The sequence below is a fragment of the Martinezella lusitana genome, from assembly GCF_900094565.1.
GTDB classification, from domain to species: domain Bacteria; phylum Pseudomonadota; class Alphaproteobacteria; order Rhizobiales; family Rhizobiaceae; genus Rhizobium; species Rhizobium lusitanum.
Window position 1 is genome coordinate 120,657 of record NZ_FMAF01000012.1, and the last position, 21,500, is coordinate 142,156.

Genomic DNA, 21,500 nt, shown 5'->3' on the forward strand with positions numbered 1-21,500 from the left:
TTCTGTCTTTCGATACAATCAACGAGGCGTAAACCATGCTTGCGAGAATTACCTGCGTCTTTGCGCTTGCCATTCTTCCGGCCACTTCTGCACTGGCCGATGCCTGCGCGGGACATTACGAGAGCAGCGGCGTTCCGCTGGTGACGGGCATCACCTACAAGACCTGGATGGTTTTCCCTTCCATCAATTCCAACGTTGCCTTCGACAAGGTTTCCCAGGCCGTTCTGGCGGAAGGCTTTGTCGATGTGAATGTGGAAAAGAAGCTTGGTACCCTGACTGCGCAACAGGAAACGAGCGGATCCGGCCGGCCGCAGACATTGCGCGTCGTCGTCCGCAAGAATGGCAAGGGTAGCCGGGTCGATGCGGTGTTTATTGTGCAGCCAGGCCAAGTGGCTCCCGGAGTCGGTAAAAACCTTTGCCGTATCGTGAACTCAGTCGGCGAATAGTTCCGGTTCAAGAATAACACCGCTGTGAAATCAAGGTCGCCGCCGGTTCAACGTCATCCTGCGTTCTCCACCATCGCAACCAAGACTCATTCTCCGGCAAGTTTGTGCACGGCTGCGACAAGTTCCGGTTCGAAACCGACGGCAAAGGTGTAACAGCGCTTGCGGTTGAACTTCGTGCAGGACGCACTCATCGAACTCATGACGCCAACTGCTTCCAGACCTTGAGGTCCTTGGCGGAGCAACGCCCCACCCGACGCACCATGGCCGGAGGAACAATCTGTGCGAATGCCACTGGCGGCGACGCCATCAATATTGTCGATCGCACGTATCCTACAATCACTGAGAATTCGCTCGTTCCAGTCATCGGGAAGAAAGTTGTCCTGGCGAATAGTAGCCATTATGATCTTGTCGCCCGCAGAAACAGGCTTTGAAGGCATATGATAAGGCTCGAACTCGGTCACTGGTTCGGATAGTCGCATTACAACCCAATCAAAGCGGTCCGTCAGCGAACGTTGCTTGGCATCGGGAGAGAGGAAAGATCGAACATCGACCTTGTGCCATTTCGACCCTTTGCCGTCGCTCACCTCAAAGCCACAACGCGAAATCGACATCCGACCAGCGTAGCCGCCCATGCTCGCTTCGGGAAAAAGAACATGTCTTGCCGTGACAACAATATTGGACTTGAAAATAAGGAAGGCGCTAGCCTCGCCAAAGGGGCACATGATCCGGCCCGACGCACCGAACTTCTTGCGGGCCTCATCCGGCGACATGCTGTGTGATAGGGCATACTGATCGATTGGCTGCCGATTATCGCCGCCAATGGCTCCTGCTTTGGCGTGAGAAGATCCGAGGATCAATACAAGTATGATTGCGAATAGTTGCGGCAGCTGCCGAGCAACGATTGAGAGCGACTCCATTGATAATTGTGACATGTTCTGGCTTTCCCTCCCGCTTCTGTTTGGCCTGCGACGCCAAAACTATTCTTCGCATATCCCACCCGTAATTGCGCCGCACCTCTTTGATACAACTGCACCAGGCGCAGGTCCAGGCTAGTTCAGCAGTTGCTCAACGCAGCTACGGCCATGCCGGGGGACAGCGTTACGGAACTCCCTTCAACATTCATGGTGCTGTTGTCGAGCTTGATGGCATGGGGAAGACGAGGTTCTGGACCCGCTGCACATTCGTCGTCGGAACGGTTGCCTGTAACTGCTTGCTTGGATCGCCTTCGAGCTGATTTGCATCCGGCTCCGGAATGGCGTCCGTGGCGACTGCCGTCACGTGACCATGGATCACGCCATAAGGCGTGAATGGGAACGCCTCGATCTTGACCACGGTCGGCTGCCCCGAACATGACCATGGCCTGAAACTAATCAGCAACAACCGTTTCTCGCGCATAGGCGCGGAGCCTAAGCGCAGGGAAATCCAGCATCGGGCACAAGTGCATCGCCGAAACCGATGTCAACCGTAAGGTTGATGCGGGCGCGCTTATCGAAGCGACCATCCGCAGTCTGAGACCACCATATTCCACTCCCTCACGGATACGATCCACACGAAGAGTTTCGGCATCGAACGTGACGCCGTCATCAGCTTGTTGCGCCAGAATATCCGGAAAGGTTTTCAGCATCGGATCAAGTTCCGGGTCTCCAAAGCCCAACAGATCGAGACCACGGGTGCCGCGGTGCGGATCGTCAAACCAACTCATCATCAGCATTGCCCCCTTCAGAACGAAGCGACCAGCGTAGGGCGACTGGCTTGAGCCTAAGCAACAGCCGCTCAAGCGCGAAGCATGTCAGAACCAAATCGACGCTTTGTCCGCTTGTCTTGGCGAGTTGCAACAGGCGAGCTCACACCGAGGCTGCGACGTTTCTGACTTGTTTAGCCATTGACAGTCAGCGCCTCGAGGTATGGGCGGATCACGGTGCCAACGCCACCGCGCACCGCCTGGTTGGCTATCTGACCAGGAGTAGCACTTCGTTTTCTTAGAGCCTCCTGAAGCCCCTCAATTGCCACGGATAGGCCGATCTTGTTGCGATAGCGGAAGCAATCGGCAATTGTCTTGGCAACTCCGAAAATCTTTACGGGAACCCCCTCGATGGTGTGAATCTCGACACCTTCGCTGAGCAGTGTTTGCGTGAAGCGCACGATGCGAATAGGCATACGATCCGGTTTTGGAGCCCAATCCCTGTTGCCTATGGAAAGCCACACTTGTCTTGGAAGCTGGTCCGTCAGCCCGTGGAAGGCGAGGGCCGAGACAAGGCAGATGACAGCTTTTGGAGAGCGCTTAGCGGCCTCTGCCAGACTGTGGTTGGCATCAAGCTCCGCATCAGGAAGTTGATAGAGACCTCGCGCAAGCCGTATCACCTCCCGATCCCGTTCCATTCGGCTCATGGTGGCCGCCGTCACACCTGCCCTCCGCAGTTCTGCCAGACGTGCTATGCCGCGCTCAGCGAGCACGGCCAGCGCGATTTGACGTTGAGTGACGGAGCCGGGCATTGATATAAAAACTCGGATATTGGGATCTATTATCCAAGGTTTTGTATCAAAACGGCCAGGCTCCAGAAAGCCCATGTGTGCGAAGACTCTCGCCATTTTACGGTGGGCCCAGTGACCTTAAGGGAAATTTAACCTGCACGTCATTTCACTGAATCGACGAGCCTTCCGATAAAAACTGTTGAGTTTCACAACTGTCTGACCCGTATTTTCATTTGACGTCGGTCCATTCGGTCGTCGCGTCGGCGCAGCCTGGCTGTATCGGACGGCATTTCGCCGAAGGCTTGATGATAGAGGGCGGCAAAGCGCCCCATATGTGAAAATCCCCAACTCCGCGCAATTTCGGCGACCGCTTGACAACGGGCCGGATCCATCAATGCCCCGCGTGCGCCCTGCAGGCGTATCGTTCGCAAGTAGCTGAGAGGCGTCGTATTCTTGAACTGCTGAAAGGCGGCTTGCAGCGCACGAACGCTCGTGCCGGCCTCACGCGCGATTTCGGCGATACCCATATTCGAGCCGACATTGGCATGCATGTATTCTATCGCCCGTTTCAACCGTCTGGGTATGGCCGGTGAAGCCGGCTTCAGCATTCGTTCCGAATAGTTGTGCGGCACGGCTTCGAGCAGCGCGATCATCATCGCCTGCAACAGATGCTCAGTGAATGCGGAGGAGGATCGGTCAGCATCTTCCACCGTCAGGCTCTGCCAGATAAGATTTCCAAGGGTCGCGATCTGCATGCCTCTTGCCGACGACAGGTCGACGGTATCGGTAAATTCCAGATCGTCGAGTACAGGGGCGTCGAGCAGTTCACTCAATTGCCGGATAAGCGCCGATTTCTCGAACGCAATCCCCATATGGCTGCGCTGCTCGTGCAATGTCAGCTTTTCGAACGAGGACATATCACCCACCAGCCCCTCGCCCGGCTTCGACACAAGCTCCCTGGATCCCACATCGATCGCCATCCCGCCCGAGGATGGAATGTAAAGCCCGTAGGCATCCGGGCCGCCCGAGAGTGATACGCTCATGCCGGAATTACATTTACCGTTCCAGATGCTGCAATAGCCCACCGTGTAATGACGGTCTTCAACTGAGATCAGCGCGCGCCGATGCAAAGGTTCGACGACGGCGGGAAACAAGGTCCTGGCATAGTGTGCCGTCATCTCCTCGGCATCGGCATCTTCGATCTTGAACATGGATTGAGTAGCGTATCTCAAATATAGCCCTCTCCAGCGCCAAGGGCGCGCCTCCCGAGATATTGCTCAACGACAACGCGAGTATATCTTAATTTACACCCTTGCTGTAAATTAACACTAGAGCATTCTTGGCCGAAAAGCACTACCCAAGAAATATTGTACCCAAATAGCAATAGTACTGCCGTGATTAGTACCATGAATTAGATTAGCGATTGTTTCGATATTCATGTGATGATTGCGAACATCTGGAGATTTATTTTAATCATAAAGAAGTTCATCCCTGCCGCCGGACGACAACCTTCCCATCAACGCATGGAACCGGCGGGAAGCATCATGTCAGCGTGGAGCCTCTTGACGGAATGTTATCGATAACATAGCCTCTTCCCATAGAAGCTTTGGGAGGAGCGGGATGGACGACAGAAAGCTGCTCGAATTCTGCGATATCACCAAGGAGTTTGGTGGAACGCGTGCCCTGTCGAATGTATCGCTCGATCTGAAGCAGGGTGAAATCCTCGCGCTTCTCGGCGAAAACGGCGCGGGCAAATCGACGCTCATCAAGACACTGGCAGGCATCTACAGGCCGGACGGCGGACAGCTTCTGTTTCGCGGCAAGCCATATCAGCATCGTCCGCCGCAACCCAACCAGCGCCAACCGATCGCCTTCATCCATCAGGATCTCGGCTTGATCGAATGGATGACGGTGGGTGAGAATGTCGGGCTTGCGCAGGGCTATTCGCTGCGCGGCCGGCTGATCGACTGGCGGGCGACCGAACGGCGAACGAGAGAGGCCTTGAAGCTAGTCGGCTGTGATTTCGATCCCTCGACGCGCGTTCAGGAACTGACGAGAACGGAAAAGTCGCTGGTGGCGATCGCCCGCGCACTCGCTGTCGAGGCCGATGTTCTGGTCCTCGATGAACCCACAGCCAGCCTGCCCGCCGATGAGGTCGAGAAGCTGTTCGCGGCCATTCGCCCGCTCAAGGAGCGCGGCGTGGCGATGATCTACGTCTCGCACCGGCTGGATGAAATCTTCCGCATCGCCGACCGCGTCGCCGTGCTGCGCGACGGACAACTGGTGGGACAGAAGCCCGTTTCCGAAACCACGTCGGACGAGCTCATTCGGATGATCGTCGGGCGCAAGGCCGACCAATTGTTCGTCAAGGCGGAACGAAGCTCGGGGCCGGCCATCGTCTCGGTCAGGGATCTCGCCTGCCGCGGCGCCGGGCCGGTATCCTTCGATATCCGGCAAGGGGAGCTTCTTGGCCTTGTCGGATTGCGAGGCGCGGGCCAGGAACTGATCGGACGCGCGCTGTTCGGCTGCGAAGCATCGAGCGGCACGGTGCGGCTCAACGGTGTGGAACCCAACCTTTCGAGCCCGGTCGCCGCCATGGCGTCCGGCATCGGCCTGATCGCCAGGGACCGCACCGAAGAATCGGTCGCGATGTCGCTCAGCCTGCGCGAAAACACCTTTCTCAATCCTGGCGCCTCCGGGCGTGGCCTGATGTCGTTCCTCTCGCCGCGCAACGAAGCCGAGAAGGCCTATTCGCTCGGCAGCCGGGTCGGCCTCAGGCCCAACGACCAGAGCCTTGCGATCGAGGCCCTATCTGGCGGCAACCAGCAGAAGGTCGTTGTGGGACGGTGGCTGGCGACGGGCCGGAAGCTGCTGATCGCCGAAGATCCGACCGCGGGCGTCGATGTCGGCGCCAAGGCTGATATCTATCGGCTGATCGCCGAGGCGGTGGAAGGCGGCCTTGCCGTTCTCGTCGTTTCCACCGACTTCGAGGAAATCGCCCACATCTGCCATCGTGCCCTTGTGTTCTCGCGCGGTCAGATCGTGCGCGAACTCAGCGGCGCCGACCTGACAACACCGGCGGTGATCGCTGCCGCATCTGCATCCGAAGCGGCCTGAACCGGAGAGGAAAACCATGCAATCGATCGAATCCAATGCGCTCGAACCCACACGCTCCGAGCTGTCGGCAATGAGCTTCGGCCAGAAAATCCAGCGTCTTCTGCCGGTCTACGGCCTCGTCATCCTGACGGCCCTGCTGATCCTACTATTTTCCATTCTGCTGCCGCAGACTTTCCCGACCATGCTCAATCTGCGCTCGATCATTTCCGACAAGACCATTATCGCGATCCTGTCGCTCGCGGCGATGATCCCGATGGCGGCGGGCCGCATCGACCTGACGATCGGCTACGGCATCGTGCTCTGGCATGTGCTCGCGATCAGCCTGCAGACGATGTTCGGCCTCCCCTGGCCCGTCGCGGTGCTTGTCGTCATCCTGCTCGGCGCCTTTACCGGCTTCCTGAACGGGCTCCTGGTGGAAATCGCCAAGATCGACAGCTTCATCGCAACGCTCGGCACCGGCACCGTGCTTTATGCCATCGCACTCTGGCATACCGGCGGCCGACAGGTGGTCGGCATGCTGCCGCAGGGTTTCTATGCACTGAACGGCACCATGGTATTCGGCCTGCCAATCACCGGCATCTACGTCCTCGCGCTTGCCTTCGTCATGTGGATCGTCCTCGAATATCTGCCGATCGGCCGTTACATCTATGCCATCGGCGCCAACCCGAAGGCCGCCGCCCTGAACGGCATCCCTGTCCGCCGCTTCGTCATCGGCGCCTTCGTAACCTCGGGCACGCTTGCCGCCGTTGCCGGCGTCCTGCTCGCCTCCAAGCTGCGCATCGGTCAGGCAAGCGTCGGTCTTGAATATCTTTTGCCGGCGCTGGTCGGTGCGTTCCTCGGCTCTACCACGATCAAGCCCGGCCGCGTCAATGTCTGGGGCACGATGATCGGCGTCATTATTCTTGCGGTCGGTATCGCCGGCATCCAGCAGTTCGGCGGCTCCTTCTATGTCGAGCCGCTGTTTAACGGCGTCACCCTGCTCGTTGCCATCGGCATTGCCGGATATGCGCAACGCCGGCGCAGTCACGCCGGACGCATGGCCCCGGTCGAGAAGCCGCAATTGTCCGCCGCGCCAGCGGAGAAATGAACATCAGCTCAGTTTGAACGTCCAATGGGAGGAGACGAAATGAAACGCAGACAATTCCTGCAGGCAACGACAGCCTTATTCGTGTTGTGCGCCAGCCATGCCTATGCCGATCCGATGGCGGATGCGAAAGCCGTCGTGGCCAAGTATGCAACGGCGGTCACCAAATGGGACGGCCCGGCGACCGGCCCGAAGGCGCAGACGGGCAAGACGATCGTCGTTCTCGCCGGCGATCTCAAGAACGGCGGCATTCTCGGCGTCAGCAACGGCGTCGAGGAAGCCGCCAAGGCCATCGGCTGGCAAGTGAAGGTTCTCGATGGCGCGGGTTCGATCGGCGGACGCACGGCCGCTTTCGGTCAGGCCATGGCGCTCAAGCCCGACGGCATCATCATCGACGGCTTCGATGCGGTCGAGCAGGCACCGGCACTTGAAGAGGCAAAGGCTGCCAAGATCCCGCTGGTCGCCTGGCATGCAGGCCCGGTGATCGGCCCCGACGACAAGAACGGATTGTTCGCCAATGTCAGCACCGATGCCATGGAAGTCTCGAAGGCGGCCGCCGACTGGGCCTTCGTCGATGCCAAGGGCAAGCCGGGCGTGATCATCTTCACGGACTCGACCTATGCGATCGCCATTGCCAAGGCCGACAGGATGAAGGTCGAGATTGAACGCCTGGGCGGCAAGGTGCTGGAATATGTCGACACGCCGATCGCCGAGACGTCACAGCGCATGCCGCAGCTGACCACGTCGCTGCTGCAGAAATATGGAGACAGCTGGACCCATTCGCTTGCCATCAACGACCTCTATTTCGACTTCATGGGTCCGTCGCTCGCCTCAGCCGGCAAGGGCGGAACCGATGCGCCGATCAACGTCGCCGCCGGCGATGGCTCGCAATCGGCCTATGAGCGCATCCGCGCCGGCCAGTATCAGAAAGTGACCGTGGCCGAGCCGCTCAATCTCCAGGGCTGGCAGCTGGTCGACGAGCTCAATCGCGCCCTTTCCGGCGAGAAGTGGTCCGGATATCTGTCGCCGCTGCATGTGGTGACATCAGATAACATACAGTCCGACGGCGGCCCGAAGAACAGCTTCGATCCGGATAACGGCTACAGAGATCAGTACAAGAAGATCTGGGGCAAATGATCCCAGTTGCGCGGAAATGGCGCGGTCTTCGGGCCGCGCCGTTTCACTTAAGGGACAAGCTGAAGCTGACGGCTGCTATCACGGACGATTAGTTGCGTTGAAATCCTGACATTGCCGACCGGCTGCGCATTGTCGAGAATATCGAGGATCAGCTGGGCGGTTTGCTCGCCGATTTCCCTGGCAAAGGCATTGATCGTCGTCAGCGTCGGTACGCATACCTCACCGATTTCATAATTGCCGAACCCACCGATGGAAAAGCGCTCCGGCACGGGGACGCCCAGCCGGCGACATTCCGTCAGCGCGCCATAAGCGGCAAGGTCGGAAACGCAAACGACCGCCTCTGTGTCCGGATAGATCTCGATCAGCTTCGCCATGGCATTGGCGCCCTCGCGCATTGAAATTGGCGGCGGCCCAGCGGCGATCAGTCTCGAAGCGTCGAGGCCATGCGCCTGCATCGCTGCAATGAAGCCAAGTCGACGCTCGCTGCCGCGCGAATCCCGCTGAACGTCGCCACCGATAAAGGCGATACGCCGACAGCCGGAGGCGACGAAGTGGTCGACCATATCGCGCATGACCGCCATGTTGGAAAAACCGACAAAGTGGTCGATCGGATCGGCCGGAATATCCCAGGTTTCGATGATCGGAATGGCCACCGTCTGTAGAAGCCGGCGCGCTCGCGCCGTGTGCGAGCCACCGGTCACCACGAGCGCCTGCGGCTTGCGGCGCAGAAGCTGCTCGATCAGCCGCTCCTCCTCATCGATATCGTAGTTCGTATAGCCAAGCAGGATCTGCATTCCCCGCTTGGCCAGCGTGTCGGAAAGGCCGCCGACCGTGTCGGCGAAATTGGCGTTGTTGATGGAGGGAATGGTGACGGCGACAAAATCGGACTTTTGCGAACGCAGGTTGGAGGCCGTGCTGTCGAAAACATAACCCAGATCTTCCGCCGCCTTCAGAATCGCTTCCCGGGTCTCCGGGCTGACGAGACTGTCCGCCTTGAACGCACGAGACACCGTCATCGGAGAAACTCCCATGACGCGGGCTATGTCTGCCATAGTGGGCGGTTTGCGATTGCTACTCATCAATGGCCTTATGTTATCGTTACCATGAGAGTAATATGGCTTCCCCGCTAATAGCAAGTGCGTCTTTCGTCCATCCAGACAATGAGAAATGCGGAGCCTTTCGGCCCCGCGTAACGATTGTCTCAGGAGATTGGCCTATAGCTGGAACTCATGGGCGAGTGTCACATGATGATGAATGCGCCCTTCGAAGAAGCGTGACAGCACGGCTTCAGTTGCCGCCCGCGCTTCGGTACGCACGGGGCTGGCAAGGGCAGCCTCGACAGCCGCCAGGTCCGGATAGTTGACGGCGAGGATCATCGGAAATTCCGGAGCCCCCTCGTCACGCGCTTCGGCAAAGGTAACGCGTACGTCGAGCGCACCGGGAAACTGCTTCCATTTCGGCAGGATCGTCTCCATGACGGCGGCGCGGAAGGCCTCCGCTTCGCCTTCCCTGACCTTGCCTTCGAATAATGCGTATCGGGTGATCATCCGGCGATTTCCTTGTTCGGTCCCTTGAAGAATTCCATCAATGCAGCCTGGTCCTCGCCGCCGAGGCCGGCGGCCGTCAGCATGCGATGGATCTCGGCGCAGACAGCCGTCAGCGGCATGGCGGTGTTGGTGCGTCGAGCAAGATCCTGGGCGCCGTTCAGATCCTTGACCATGTTGTCGATCCGGCCGGTGCGGCGATAATCCTTGGTCACATAGCGCGGCATATATTCCTGAAGGATGGCGCTGTCGGCCCGACCGCCCTTCAATGCCTGCGGGATCTTGGCGGCATCCACACCGGCGTCAAGCGCCAGTTGCGTTGCCTCCGCCACCGCCAGAAAATTCAATGCGCAGAGGACCTGATTGATGAGTTTGGTCGTCTGACCCGCGCCGACCGGCCCCATATGGGTGTAGTTCGATGCGACATGGCGCAGCACCTGATGCGCATCCGAGACGTCCTCTGCGTCACCGCCCGCCATCAAGGTCAACTGTCCGATCAGCGCCTTCGGAGCGCCGCCGGAGAGTGGACTGTCTACCCAGCGCAACCCCTTCTCCGCCGCTTCGCCGGCGAGCGCCTTGGTCGCATCCGGATCGATCGACGACATATCGATGATCAAAGTTCCGCGCTTCGCCCCTTCGGCAACCCCGCCCGGCCCGAATACCGCGCTGTGGACGACCTTCGGCGAGTTCAGGCTCAGGATGACAAAATCTGATGCCGCGGCTGCCGCTGCGGCACTGTCGGCGGCATGTGCACCCTTGGCTGTGAGCGCGGCCACCTTCTCCTTGTCGAGATCGAAAACCGTCAACTCGTTGCCAGTCTCCACCAGGCGGGCGCCAATGGCACCGCCCATCGCACCGGCGCCGATCAGCGCCACCTTGTTGCTCATAACTGCTCCTCCTCCAATGCGGCGATGATCGCCGCCACGACCATATCCAGCGGCTGGTCGATATTGACAGTGATAGCTTGCTCGTCTGCACCGGGCGGCTCAAGTGCTGCAAACTGGCTCTCCAGCAAGGCAGACGGCATGAAATGATCCCGCCGCGCCTCCAGGCGCCGAAGGATGGTCTCCTTCGTGCCGTCGAGATGGATGAAGGAAACCGGCGCGCCGACGAGGGAGCGGATCCGATCGCGATAGACGCGCTTCAGGGCCGAGCATCCGATCAGCGCCGTATCGTCCGCCAGTGCCAGGCGCGCGCCGACCCTGTCGAGCCATGGCCAGCGATCAGCGTCGGTCAACGGGATGCCGGCGCTCATCTTGGCGACATTGGCCGGCGGATGCAGGTCGTCTCCATCGACATAGACACCAGCAAGACGAGCAGCGAGTGCTGCACCGACCGAGGACTTGCCACAGCCGCTGACGCCCATGACGACGAAGCGGCGTGCTGCACCTTATCAGAGCGAGGCTGTGATGCCGCCATCGACATAAAGCACATGACCGTTGACAAAGGAGGATGCGTCGGACGCCAGGAAAATGCAGGCGCCGACCAGTTCTTCGACCTGCCCCCAACGGCCGGCCGGCGTGCGCTTTTCGAGCCACGCGGAGAAATCGGCGTCGGCGACGAGCGCCGCATTCAATGGCGTGTCGAAATAGCCGGGCGCGATGGCGTTGCACTGCAGACCGTATTTGGCCCAATCCGTCGCCATGCCCTTGGTGAGATTGCCGACGGCGCCCTTGGTTGCCGTATAAGGCGCGATCGACGGCCGTGCCAGCGCCGTCTGGACGCTGGCAATGTTGATGATCTTGCCGGCGCCGCGCTTGATCATATGGCGCGCGACGGCCTGACCGACATTGAAGACGCTCGATATATTGGTGCGCAGCAGCCGTTCGAAGGCGTCTGCGGGGAAATCTTCCAGCGGCGTGCGGAACTGCATGCCGGCATTGTTGACCAGGATGTCGATCGCGCCCTTGTCCGCCTCGAAAGCATCCACCGCGCGGCGCGCGGCCTCATGATCCGTGGCATCGAATGGCAGAATATGTACCCTGCCGTCGAAGCTACCCGCCGCCTTGGCGAGCTTTTCCTCGTCGCGGCCATTGAGCACCAGTTCGGCGCCCGCCGCCGCCAATCCCTTGGCGAGCGCGAGCCCGATACCTTGCGATGAACCGGTAATCAGGGCGCGCCGCCCGTTCAGATCGAAGAGGCCAAGAGACACGGTTTCCTCCGTTTTTTATCTCGACAAAGACTGTTCCCCCTGTTTATGTTATCGATAACATTCGATGTCAAGTGAGGAGACGAAAGATGGACAAGCCGCCAATCCTGCAGATCGGGCCCTATCCGCAATGGGATCAGGAACCGCTCGATGCGGCGTTTCAGGTCCATCGTTATTTCGAGGCTACCGACAAAGCCAAGCTTCTGGCCGAGGTCGGCCCATCGATCAAGGCGATCGCGACACGCGGTGAACTTGGCGCCAATCGCGGCATGATCGAAGCCTGCCCCAATCTGCAGCTCATTTCGGTCTATGGCGTCGGCTTCGACGCGGTCGATCTGCAGGCCTGCCGCGAACGTGGCATCCGTGTCACGAATACGCCTGATGTGTTGACCAATGACGTCGCCGATCTGGGTGTCGCCATGATGCTGTGCCAGTCGCGCGGCATGCTCGGCGCTGAAACATGGGTGCGCGACGGCAGCTGGGCTGAGAAGGGTCTCTATCCCCTCAAGCGCCGCGTCTGGGGACGGCGCGCCGGCGTGCTCGGCCTCGGCCGCATCGGTTTCGAGGTCGCCAAGCGCCTGAAGGGCTTCGACCTGCAGATCGCCTATTCCGATGTCGAGGCGAAATCTTTCGCATCCGACATGAAGTTCGTGGCCGATCCTGTTGAACTCGCACGGCAATCTGATTTTCTGTTCGTGACGCTTGCTGCATCCGCCGCGACCCGCCATATCGTCGGACGCCAGGTGATCGAGGCGCTCGGGCCGGAGGGCATGCTGATCAATATATCCAGAGCCTCCAATATCGATGAGGAAGCCGTCCTCGAGGCGCTCGAGACCGGCAAACTCGGATCGGCGGCGCTCGACGTCTTTGAAGGCGAGCCGAAGCTCAACCCGCGCTTTCTGGCGCTCGACAATGTGCTGCTGCAGCCGCATCATGCCTCCGGCACGATCGAGACGCGCAAGGCCATGGGCCAGCTCGTGCGCGACAATCTCACCGCACACTTTGCCGGCCAGCCGCTGCCCACACCCGTTCTTTGAGGAGAAAGACATGAAGGCCATCGTCGCTCACGCCGCCAAGGATGTGCGGATCGAGGAGTATCCGGAGGAGGAACCGGGCGCTGGAGAGGTCAAGCTGAGACTGGCGACCGGCGGGGTCTGCGGCAGCGACCTACATTACTATCATCATGGCGGCTTCGGAACCGTTCGCTTGAAGCAGCCAATGATCCTTGGACATGAGGTCAGCGCGACTGTTGTTGCACTCGGGTCCGGCGTGGAGGGCCTTGAGATCGGCCAGCTCGTCGCCGTCTCTCCTTCCCGCCCCTGCCGGACCTGCCGCTACTGCCAGCAGGGCTTGCACAATCAGTGCCTCAACATGCGCTTCTACGGCAGCGCCATGCCCTTTCCGCATATTCAGGGCGCGTTTCGCGAGACGCTGGTTGCAGACGCGATCCAATGCGTTCCGGCGGATGGCCTGACACCCGGCGAAGCGGCCATGGCAGAGCCGCTTGCCGTCACCCTGCATGCGACGAGACGCGCCGGCGAGATGCTCGGCAAGCGGGTTCTCGTGACCGGTTGCGGTCCGATCGGCGTTTTGTCGATCCTAGCAGCGCGGCGCGCTGGCGCGGCCGAGATCGTGGCGACCGACCTTTCGGATTTCACGCTGTCGCTCGCAAAGCAGGCGGGCGCCGACAGGATCATCAACACCAAGGACGAGCCTGAAGCGCTTGCCGCCTATTCGGCCGACAAGGGTACTTTCGATGTACTCTACGAGTGCTCGGGCGCTGCTGCCGCTCTTGTCGGTGGGATCGCGGCGCTGAGGCCGCGCGGCATTATCGTGCAGCTCGGTCTCGGCGGCGACATGACGCTACCGATGATGGCGATCACGGCCAAGGAACTGGAACTGCGCGGCTCCTTCCGCTTCCATGAGGAATTTGCCGTCGGCGTCGACCTGATGCGCAAACGCCTGATCGACGTGCGCCCGCTCATCACCCATTCGGTGCCGCTCGCCGATGCGATCAGGGCATTCGAGATCGCCTCGGATCGCAGCAAGGCTATGAAGGCACAGATCGTCTTTGCCTGACCGACGAGGAACGGCCTCAGATCCGTCCAAGACGAGGGCGGATCTCACCCGACAGGCTCTTCTTATTCGAGATCGGCACCGATCGCCCTGAGGGCGGCAAGGGCGACCTGTTCATCCTGCTCGCCGGAGCCCGATCCGACACCGATCCCGCCAACGACCGTACCCGAAAAGCGGATCGGTAGGCCGCCGCGCAGTCCCGTCGCCTCCCCTTGGTTTGCGGCAGCCAGCAGCAACCTGGCATGTTCCGGTAGGGAATGGCTCGGCGCACCGATCGAGGCAGCGGTCCGCGCCTTGGCAAGCGCGCTTTTCAGCGACTGGAAACGCGAACCGCGCATGCGGAACGAACCGAGCGTCACGCCGCTCTGATCGACGATGACGATGCATTGCGGTTGACCCGTCGCGGCGGCAGCCGAAATCGCCGATGTCAGCAACGTCATCACACCCTCATCGCTCAAGACACTCGACGCCAGAATGTGGCTCATGCACTATCCTCCCTGCTTGCGGACTGACTTGGATATGTTATCGATAACACATCGATCAGGCGATGTAACATTATGGGAGGTATTGTCACAATGTCGTTCTTCGAGATCATCGACCCGGCCTTCGGGAAATTCGTCCTCGGCAACGCTCCCGTCAAGCCGATTGCCACCGGGTTCGACTGGGTGGAAGGCCCGGTCTGGTTCGGAGACCTGAATTGCCTGCTGTTCTCAGATATCCCCAATAATCGCATCATGCGCTGGATCCCCGGTGTCGGCACCAGCGTCTTTCGCGAGCCGTCGAATTTCTCCAACGGCCATACGCGTGACCGGCAGGGCAGGCTCGTCAGCTGCGAGCATGGCGGCAGGCGCGTGACGCGCACGGAGTTCGACGGATCGATCACGGTGATCGCCGACAGCTATGAGGGCAAGCGGTTGAATTCGCCCAACGATGTCATTGTCGCCTCGGATGGCGCCATCTGGTTCACCGATCCCCATTACGGCATCGCGACGGATTACGAGGGGCATAGAAGCGAGCAGGAACTGCACTGCAACGTCTATCGCGTCGATCCCTCCGGCACCATGCAGGCGGTGCTGACGGACTTCAATTGCCCGAACGGGCTCGCCTTCAGCCCCGACGAGAAAAAACTTTATGTCGCCGATACCGGCCGCATGCATAGCGGCGATCCGCAGCACATCCGCGTCTTTAGCGTCGGCGAAGACTGGCGCCTATCGGGCGGAGAAGTGTTCCATGCGATTTCGCCAGGCTGCGCCGACGGCATGCGGCTCGACACCGACGGCAATCTCTGGTCGTCGGCGGCCGACGGCGTGCATTGCATCGCGCCGGACGGGCACGTCATGGGCAAGATCCTGGTGCCGGAAACGGTTTCCAACCTTTGCTTCGGCGGGCGCGGCAAGCACAGGCTGTTCATAACAGCGACCACCAGCGTGTATGCGATTTCGCTCAACCGCAGCGGGACGCTTTGATAAACCGCCGCCGGAAAACAGGCCCTCGATCCTGGACCATGGGCGTCTGTTTACTCGACTATAGGAAATTGAATCTTCGCCACGACAATCGCCGATTACGGCGCGATTGTCGTCTCCACACGCAACTCATGGCTTCAGCGCAGATCGGCCTGCGTACCGGGACGCAGGCGAGCGCGAGCCATCGGCTTCAGGCCGACCGACAGGTCGTGGCCGGCATCGCGCCCGACCGCCTCCGCGCGCTGCTGTCTGAGTGCCGCATCCTGCAACAGGTTCGCCATTCCGGCGACAGATATGCGATCCGCGCGCATGACCTGGCGGATCAGCGGATCTTCAAGAACTTCAGCGATCGTCAAGTCCCTGTGGGTCATGGTTAGCTCCTGTTCGTTAGAGCAGAAGATAAACCGCTTAATTAGCAGTGTGATGTCAAAAGCCGGACAAAAACAAGGCATTCGGTTCGATTTTGTTACAGAATAATTGCAAAATGACTTGCGCACATATTCCCAAATTGCGCTCAGGCCCTAGTTGTCGCGTCACGAAAGGCCGATAAACGACAATCGGCCTGAGTGGGAGGTCCGGTTGCTCCGCGTGGGCGCAACGAATTGCAACAAATCAGAATATAATTTTGCAACGTTCGCGTTTATCGTCGCGTGTCGCCTGACCTCCGAGGATTGAAAAGCTTTCGCTAATAACGATCGGTCGCGTCATGTATTCAGATCAGACAAAAGAAGATGAGCGCCTCACTTACCACGCAGATCTTCTAAGCCAGCTCTCCAATCCGAAACGCCTGGAGGTTTGCATCCACCTGTCGGATCACGAGGAGGACGTCAACAGCCTGGCCAAGAGGCTCGGAATATCGCAATCGGCTCTCAGCCAGCATTTGACGCGGCTTCATCAGGCGGGAATCGTCAAGGTGCGCCGTCAAGCACAATTCCGATACTATACATGCGACCATCCGGGCGTGCAGCGCATCCTGAAGACCCTATCGGAGATTCTTGAAACCGATCCGGTTCGCACGGCGCCAGACGTCGCCGATAGCTCCGAGCGCAGCAAATCTTGAGGCTGTGCGGGTAATTACTGCGCAAGCCGATCGGATGATGGCGGCGAGCGCAGGCATCAGGTCACTTCATCTCCGCCAGCAAAGCATCGGCGCCTTTGCGAATGCCGACCTTGGAGGCCGTCGACGTCCTCGTGCAGGGCGGTCAGCATAAGGATTGGAACGGTTCGATCCGCGCGCAGCCGCCGGCAGGTGCTGAAACCGTCCTCGCCGGGAAGCATTGCATCGAGCACGAGGAGATCGAACTTTTGGCGCGCAAGCAGGCGATCCATGTCAGCGCGTTTGACGCGGAGATTGCCCTGAAACCGTTGCTGGCTATGAGCTCGACCAGCATGCCCGCTATATCGTGTCGTCCTCGACGATAAGAATATGAGATTATGCGGAAAACGCCATGTCGCGGGTCGCTGCCTTCGCTGGAAAGCCGGTCGCGCGATCCGTTGCGCGCAAAATTATCTCACCGGACCGCTGATCTGTCACGTTCACGTCCGCGATGCAGCTCCCACGAGAAGGTGACAAGCGCTACCGATGCTCGGCCATTGGATTTTTCCGACACGATGCCTTTCCAAAAGTTGAAGCGAGGGGAAAATAGCAGCTGCCTCGTGAAGCTGTGTTCGAAAATGGTGAGTTATGTTGCGGCGGCAGAAGAGAGGGCGACGGCCTGCCCGGCTCCGGCCCTGCTCAAACACCGCGCTTGTTGCCCCAGATGAACACATGCAATTGCGGCAGGACCCTCGCCTCGAACCACCTGTCATCGCTGACCTTGTCCACGAGCCAGCGCATTCGCTCCATGACACCCTCGATGTCGACGATAGCATCGTCGGCATCGGGCGGCGGCGGCGTATGGTTGCCGGGCTGCAGATAAACAGGCAGTTGCGGATAGCGAGAGGCAGCCGAGCGCGCATAGGCATAATCGACATCATCAAACACGACGATCTTCAGCGCGACCTGCGGCTTTTCCGCTGCCATGCGCAGACAGTCGTCGAAGGCGTCCCAATCCGTCACCATCCCGCTTGATGGCGGCTTCGGGCTCAACACCAGCGTGTCGAGCTCAGCGAACCATTCCTTGGCGACGCTCCCCTGTGTTTCCAGCGCGAAGCGATAGCCTTCCCTATGACCGTGCGCAATCAGCGGACCGAGTGGCTGGATGGCCGGATTGCCGCCCGAGAGCGATATCGTCAGCGGCCTGCCGCCGGAAAGCCTCGTCACCTCCAGCCAGACCTCCTCGACCGACATTGGCCGCCATTGATCGCGATAATCGCTGTCGACCGCGTGCAGCGTATCGCACCACGAACAACGGTAGTCGCAGCCGCCGGTGCGCACGAAAATCGTGGGGAGGCCGATCAGGATACCCTCGCCCTGGATCGTCGGTCCGAATATTTCGCTGACGCGAATTCGCGCCTCGCTCATGGCCGGTATTCCGCCCAGGTCTTCGGCGTCTCGCTGACGCGCATCGCCGACGTCTCGGGCAGACGGGCCTTGCACCAATCGTAGAAATGCCTGGCGAGACATTCCGAGGTGACGCGGCCATGGCCAAGAACGTCGTTCAGATGGCGATGGTCGAAATTGTCGTCGATATAGCGCTTCAGCGGCTGAAGCTCATGATAATCACGCACGAAGCCATTGCCGTCGAGCTCGGCGGCCGAAAGCTCCACCACGACGATGTAGTTGTGCCCATGCAGCCGCGCGCATTGATGATCGTCGGGAAGATGCGCCAGCTGGTGCGAGGCGGAGAAATGAAATTCCTTGGTGATGCGGAACATCACTTCACCTCCTGCGCCGAAAAGCCCGTCGTCGCGGCTTCCCAGAAATCGGGATCCTCATAATCCGTGGGGTCTTCGACGCCGGCGAGATGGAAGGCTTCGCGCCGCTCGACGCAGGTGCCGCAGCGCCCGCAATGGCGAGTGCCGCCCTTGTAGCAGGACCAGGTTTCGGCGAAGGGCGTCTGATGCCGCGCGCCGTTCGTGACGATATCCGCCTTCGAAATAGTCACAAAAGGCGCATAGAGCGAGACGCTGGCATAGCCTTCCAGAGCATGGTTCTGCATCTGCTGGAAGGCATCGATGAAGCCCGGCCGGCAATCCGGATAGATGAAGTGATCGCCGCCATGGACAGCGACAGCGACGGCATCCGCCTTTTGCGCCGCCGCAAGCCCGAAAGCGATTGCGAGCATAATCGCATTACGGTTCGGCACGACGGTCGCCTTCATGGTCTCTTCGGCATAGTGCCCATCAGGCACATCTATGTCGTCAGTGAGCGCCGATCCGGTCAGATGCTTGCCGATGGCGGTGATGTCGATGATCTCATGCGGTACGCCGAGACGCCTGGCGCAGGCTGCGGCGAATTCCACTTCCTTGCGATGCCGTTGGCCGTAATCGAACGACACGAGGCCGATGAGCTGATGTTCGGCCGCCACCTTGTGGGCGAGCGAAACGGAGTCCAATCCGCCGGAGCAGACGACGATAGTCTTCATAATTCAGGATCCCTTGTTTTGACCGGGTGGGCTGCGACCGGATTTCATTGCCCTTACGGGCTACGGCGCGCTCAGTAGCAGCAGAACTCGGCGGAAACAAGGACTCTGGCACTATAACGGTTTTGGGCCGGCATCGCTGCCGGCCCAAGGCAGGCCCCAACCTGCAACGTTAGCTGACGCCGGCAAACTTCCCCGAAATATTCAGATCCGGATAATAACCGGCCGGCTTGTCGCCCACCGTCTGACCGCCGGTCATAGCGCCCTGGATCTCAGATCCGAAGAAGGAATAGGGGAAGGTCGGCTGCAAGGCGCTGACATGGTCGAGCCTCTGCCGTAACTCCGAGGGAATCTCGAAATCCAATGCGCGGAGGTTGTCGTTCAGCTGCTCCAGCTTCGTTGCGCCGATGATGATCGAGGCCACGCCCGGTTGGGTCATTGCCCAGTTTACCGCCACCTGCGCCATGCTGCGCCCCAGCTCGGCGGATACCTTTTCCAGTTCGGCAACGATTGCCCAGTTGCGCTCGTTGAATTTCTGAAAGCCCGGATTTGTCGTCCCTCGGACGGTCTCGAGCCGCCCGGCCGTCGGCTCCGCCGCGCTCGGGCGATACTTGCCGCTCAACAGGCCGCTCGCCAATGGGCTCCAGGCCATAATGCCGGCGCCATAGCGCGTGCCGAACGGGATGAACTCATTCTCGATATTGCGCTCCGCCAGCGAATATTCGAGCTGCAATGCCGATATTGGCGCATAGCCTCTGTGTTCGGCAATGGCCTGGGCGCGGCTGGCGTACCAGGCCGGCACGTCCGACAGGCCGACGTGAAGCACCTTTCCCGAACGGACGAGATCGTCAAACGTGCGCATGACCTCCTCAGGCGGCGTCAGGCGGTCCCAGCAATGCATCAGGTAAAGATCGATATGGTCGGTGTTGAGCCGCTTCAGCGAGCCCTCGACGGCGCGCAGTATGTTCTTGCGGCCATTGCCGGCGGCGTTCGGTGTGTGTGCCTGAAGGTTCATGCTGAATTTTGTCGCGATCACCGACTCGTCGTGCAGTCCGCGTTCGGCGATGAACTCGCCGAGCCAGGTTTCCGACGTGCCGCCGGTATAGGCATCCGCGGTATCGAAGAAATTGCCGCCAGCCTCGACATAGGCGTCGAAGATGGCGCGAGCTGTCGCCTTGTCCGACCCCCAGCCCCATTCTGTCCCGAAGGTCATGGTGCCGAGGGCAAGCCGCGTCACTTTCAGGCCGCTATCGCCGAGAGTGAAGAATTGCATGCTCATGAATGTGCTCCTCATTGCCGCGTCCGGCCTCGTTCGGATGGTCGATGGAGCCCGTCGGCGATTTGACCTGCACAGGATTCCCCCTTTCCCGCCCTGCGATAAGATCATTTAATTCGCATGCATTGTGCGATATGATTCATGAATGGATCGCGATCTGCTGCCTCACCTTCCCATTATCGTCGCCGTGGCTCGCCGCGGCGGTTTCGCCGCTGCTGCCAGTGAACTGGGGATGAGTGCATCTGCTGTCAGCCATGCCGTCCGATTGGTAGAAGAACGGCTCGGCCAGCCGCTTTTCGCGCGGACGACCCGCAGCGTGGCGCTGACAGAAGCCGGCAGGAGCCTGATCGGCACCGTGACGCCAGCTTTGCAGGATATTCACGAACGGATCGAGCGCATCCGCGCCGTCAAGGGAAGGCCAAGCGGCCTTTTGCGCATCAATGCCGCGCGCGTCTGCCTGCCGCTTGCTGTCACGCGGGTGATCGCCGCGATGGCCGAACGCTATCCCGAGGTCGAGGTGGAAATCTTTTCCGACGAGCGACTGACCGACATCGTCTCCGAGGGCTTCGATGCCGGTATACGTATCGGCGAAATGATTGCTCAGGATATGGTGGCGATCCGTCTCACCCCTCCCTTTCGTTCGGTCGTGGTCGCCTCCCCCGCGTATATCGGCCGCCACGGACGACCGACGACACTGGGACAACTTTCCAATCATAATTGCATTGGTTACCGGCTCATCCGCTCCGGCGGTCTCTATCAATGGGAATTCGTCGAGGACGGCCGGGATGTGGCCGTCACGGTCGGCGGTCAAGCGATCGTGACAGAAGCGCATTCGGCGATAGAGCTTGCACTGGCAGGCATCGGACTTGCCTATGTCTTCGAACCGTTGGTGCAAGCGGACATCCAGGCTGGCCGACTGGTTCATGTATTGGCCGACTACGCCGTCACCGAGGGCGGCCTCTTTCTATACTTTCCGCGTCGAGCCGAGCTGGCGCCAAAACTCAGGGCCTTTATCGATACGATAAGGCAAATCGGCCGCGAATCGGCTGCAAACTAGGCCGCGTATCGGGCTAGGGGTGTCCACTTGACACCCTTCGCAATGTTCAGATAGCGCAAACATTGTACCAAATGCGCAAGAATCGGATGCCGTGACGACGGCCGGGATGAATTGACATTGCCGTCTCATATGACACCCGGCAGTCATAGGTCGAG

Annotated in this window: 25 protein-coding genes and 1 pseudogene; 9 read left to right on the forward strand and 17 right to left on the reverse strand. The window is 59.9% G+C overall.

The window, feature by feature from the left end; translation table 11 throughout:
* Positions 1 to 35: 35 nt before the first annotated feature.
* Positions 36 to 446 (forward strand): hypothetical protein, encoded by a 411-nt coding sequence (locus GA0061101_RS22540; RefSeq protein WP_037199594.1) that lies wholly within the window; start codon positions 36 to 38, stop codon positions 444 to 446.
* A gap of 86 nt (positions 447 to 532) precedes the next feature.
* Here GA0061101_RS22540 and GA0061101_RS22545 read toward each other — a convergent pair whose 3' ends face one another.
* The 5 genes from GA0061101_RS22545 to GA0061101_RS22565 all read right to left on the reverse strand — a co-directional run bounded on the left by GA0061101_RS22545 (position 533) and on the right by GA0061101_RS22565 (position 4,129).
* Entirely contained in the window at positions 533 to 1,378 is an 846-nt protein-coding gene (locus GA0061101_RS22545; protein WP_112442724.1) for a trypsin-like serine peptidase, read from the reverse strand.
* A gap of 187 nt (positions 1,379 to 1,565) precedes the next feature.
* Positions 1,566 to 1,778, reverse strand: a complete 213-nt coding sequence (locus GA0061101_RS22550) for a hypothetical protein (protein ID WP_051964075.1) — start codon at positions 1,776 to 1,778, stop codon at positions 1,566 to 1,568.
* Positions 1,779 to 1,812: 34 nt separating this feature from the next.
* Complete coding sequence (locus tag GA0061101_RS22555) at positions 1,813 to 2,157, reverse strand: nucleotidyl transferase AbiEii/AbiGii toxin family protein (protein ID WP_081938831.1); 345 nt, start codon at positions 2,155 to 2,157, stop codon at positions 1,813 to 1,815.
* A gap of 164 nt (positions 2,158 to 2,321) precedes the next feature.
* Positions 2,322 to 2,939 carry a type IV toxin-antitoxin system AbiEi family antitoxin domain-containing protein gene (locus GA0061101_RS22560; RefSeq protein ID WP_037199599.1) on the reverse strand — a complete coding sequence of 206 codons (618 nt, stop codon included), beginning with the start codon at positions 2,937 to 2,939 and terminating at the stop codon, positions 2,322 to 2,324.
* 185 nt (positions 2,940 to 3,124) lie between these two features.
* Positions 3,125 to 4,129, reverse strand: a complete 1,005-nt coding sequence (locus tag GA0061101_RS22565) for an AraC family transcriptional regulator (protein WP_092574947.1) — start codon at positions 4,127 to 4,129, stop codon at positions 3,125 to 3,127.
* A gap of 409 nt (positions 4,130 to 4,538) precedes the next feature.
* Here GA0061101_RS22565 and GA0061101_RS22570 point away from each other — a divergent pair, with 409 nt between their 5' ends.
* The 3 genes from GA0061101_RS22570 to GA0061101_RS22580 are packed head-to-tail and all read left to right on the forward strand — an operon-like array spanning position 4,539 to position 8,256.
* Complete coding sequence (locus GA0061101_RS22570; RefSeq protein ID WP_092574949.1) at positions 4,539 to 6,035, forward strand: sugar ABC transporter ATP-binding protein; 1,497 nt, start codon at positions 4,539 to 4,541, stop codon at positions 6,033 to 6,035.
* A gap of 16 nt (positions 6,036 to 6,051) precedes the next feature.
* On the forward strand, positions 6,052 to 7,122 hold the full coding sequence (locus GA0061101_RS22575; RefSeq protein ID WP_092574951.1) for an ABC transporter permease: 1,071 nt from the start codon (positions 6,052 to 6,054) through the stop codon (positions 7,120 to 7,122).
* A 39-nt stretch (positions 7,123 to 7,161) separates the two neighbouring features.
* Positions 7,162 to 8,256: an ABC transporter substrate-binding protein gene (locus GA0061101_RS22580; RefSeq protein WP_092574953.1), complete on the forward strand. Its 1,095-nt coding sequence runs from the start codon at positions 7,162 to 7,164 to the stop codon at positions 8,254 to 8,256.
* Positions 8,257 to 8,303: 47 nt separating this feature from the next.
* Here GA0061101_RS22580 and GA0061101_RS22585 read toward each other — a convergent pair whose 3' ends face one another.
* The 5 genes from GA0061101_RS22585 to GA0061101_RS22605 all read right to left on the reverse strand — a co-directional run bounded on the left by GA0061101_RS22585 (position 8,304) and on the right by GA0061101_RS22605 (position 11,952).
* Positions 8,304 to 9,335 carry a LacI family DNA-binding transcriptional regulator gene (locus GA0061101_RS22585; RefSeq protein ID WP_037199606.1) on the reverse strand — a complete coding sequence of 344 codons (1,032 nt, stop codon included), beginning with the start codon at positions 9,333 to 9,335 and terminating at the stop codon, positions 8,304 to 8,306.
* A 135-nt stretch (positions 9,336 to 9,470) separates the two neighbouring features.
* The gene (locus tag GA0061101_RS22590; RefSeq protein ID WP_034511374.1) at positions 9,471 to 9,803 is read right to left on the reverse strand and encodes a hypothetical protein; all 333 of its coding nucleotides are present in this window, start codon (positions 9,801 to 9,803) and stop codon (positions 9,471 to 9,473) included.
* On the reverse strand, positions 9,800 to 10,687 hold the full coding sequence (locus tag GA0061101_RS22595; RefSeq protein ID WP_037199607.1) for an NAD(P)-dependent oxidoreductase: 888 nt from the start codon (positions 10,685 to 10,687) through the stop codon (positions 9,800 to 9,802). Before GA0061101_RS22595 ends, GA0061101_RS22590 begins: the two co-directional genes overlap by 4 nt.
* Positions 10,684 to 11,166, reverse strand: a complete 483-nt coding sequence (locus GA0061101_RS22600; protein ID WP_037199608.1) for a gluconokinase — start codon at positions 11,164 to 11,166, stop codon at positions 10,684 to 10,686. The genes GA0061101_RS22595 and GA0061101_RS22600 overlap by 4 nt, the downstream gene beginning before the upstream one ends.
* Positions 11,167 to 11,193: 27 nt before the next feature.
* Entirely contained in the window at positions 11,194 to 11,952 is a 759-nt protein-coding gene (locus GA0061101_RS22605; RefSeq protein ID WP_092574955.1) for an SDR family oxidoreductase, read from the reverse strand.
* Between the two features lie 86 nt (positions 11,953 to 12,038).
* Between GA0061101_RS22605 and GA0061101_RS22610 the strand changes: the two genes are divergently transcribed.
* Positions 12,039 to 12,986 carry a 2-hydroxyacid dehydrogenase gene (locus GA0061101_RS22610; protein ID WP_092574957.1) on the forward strand — a complete coding sequence of 316 codons (948 nt, stop codon included), beginning with the start codon at positions 12,039 to 12,041 and terminating at the stop codon, positions 12,984 to 12,986.
* Between the two features lie 10 nt (positions 12,987 to 12,996).
* Entirely contained in the window at positions 12,997 to 14,028 is a 1,032-nt protein-coding gene (locus GA0061101_RS22615; RefSeq protein ID WP_092574959.1) for an L-idonate 5-dehydrogenase, read from the forward strand.
* A gap of 62 nt (positions 14,029 to 14,090) precedes the next feature.
* Here the strand turns inward: GA0061101_RS22615 and GA0061101_RS22620 are convergent, their stop codons facing one another.
* Complete coding sequence (locus GA0061101_RS22620) at positions 14,091 to 14,510, reverse strand: GlcG/HbpS family heme-binding protein (RefSeq protein WP_092574961.1); 420 nt, start codon at positions 14,508 to 14,510, stop codon at positions 14,091 to 14,093.
* 90 nt (positions 14,511 to 14,600) lie between these two features.
* Here GA0061101_RS22620 and GA0061101_RS22625 point away from each other — a divergent pair, with 90 nt between their 5' ends.
* The gene (locus tag GA0061101_RS22625) at positions 14,601 to 15,491 is read left to right on the forward strand and encodes an SMP-30/gluconolactonase/LRE family protein (protein ID WP_092574963.1); all 891 of its coding nucleotides are present in this window, start codon (positions 14,601 to 14,603) and stop codon (positions 15,489 to 15,491) included.
* A 134-nt stretch (positions 15,492 to 15,625) separates the two neighbouring features.
* Here GA0061101_RS22625 and GA0061101_RS22630 read toward each other — a convergent pair whose 3' ends face one another.
* Positions 15,626 to 15,859, reverse strand: coding sequence for a hypothetical protein (locus tag GA0061101_RS22630; protein ID WP_092574964.1), 234 nt, complete (start codon positions 15,857 to 15,859; stop codon positions 15,626 to 15,628).
* Between the two features lie 335 nt (positions 15,860 to 16,194).
* On the opposite strand from GA0061101_RS22630, the gene GA0061101_RS22635 reads away from it, so the two are divergent.
* Positions 16,195 to 16,548: an ArsR/SmtB family transcription factor gene (locus GA0061101_RS22635; RefSeq protein ID WP_092574966.1), complete on the forward strand. Its 354-nt coding sequence runs from the start codon at positions 16,195 to 16,197 to the stop codon at positions 16,546 to 16,548.
* A gap of 107 nt (positions 16,549 to 16,655) precedes the next feature.
* Here the strand turns inward: GA0061101_RS22635 and GA0061101_RS22640 are convergent.
* The 5 genes and pseudogenes from GA0061101_RS22640 to GA0061101_RS22660 all read right to left on the reverse strand — a co-directional run.
* Positions 16,656 to 16,914 (reverse strand): annotated as a pseudogene (locus GA0061101_RS22640) (response regulator); the annotation flags it as partial.
* A 309-nt stretch (positions 16,915 to 17,223) separates the two neighbouring features.
* Complete coding sequence (queE, locus tag GA0061101_RS22645; protein WP_092574968.1) at positions 17,224 to 17,952, reverse strand: 7-carboxy-7-deazaguanine synthase QueE; 729 nt, start codon at positions 17,950 to 17,952, stop codon at positions 17,224 to 17,226.
* Positions 17,949 to 18,305, reverse strand: coding sequence for a 6-carboxytetrahydropterin synthase QueD (queD, locus tag GA0061101_RS22650; protein ID WP_092574970.1), 357 nt, complete (start codon positions 18,303 to 18,305; stop codon positions 17,949 to 17,951). The genes queE and queD overlap by 4 nt, the downstream gene beginning before the upstream one ends.
* A complete protein-coding gene (queC, locus tag GA0061101_RS22655; RefSeq protein WP_092574972.1) occupies positions 18,305 to 19,015 on the reverse strand; it encodes a 7-cyano-7-deazaguanine synthase QueC in 711 nt (236 codons plus the stop codon). Before queC ends, queD begins: the two co-directional genes overlap by 1 nt.
* Before the next feature lie 169 nt (positions 19,016 to 19,184).
* The gene (locus GA0061101_RS22660; RefSeq protein ID WP_092574975.1) at positions 19,185 to 20,291 is read right to left on the reverse strand and encodes an aldo/keto reductase; all 1,107 of its coding nucleotides are present in this window, start codon (positions 20,289 to 20,291) and stop codon (positions 19,185 to 19,187) included.
* A gap of 142 nt (positions 20,292 to 20,433) precedes the next feature.
* Between GA0061101_RS22660 and GA0061101_RS22665 the strand changes: the two genes are divergently transcribed.
* A complete protein-coding gene (locus tag GA0061101_RS22665) occupies positions 20,434 to 21,345 on the forward strand; it encodes a LysR family transcriptional regulator (RefSeq protein WP_092574977.1) in 912 nt (303 codons plus the stop codon).
* Positions 21,346 to 21,500 lie beyond the last annotated feature (155 nt).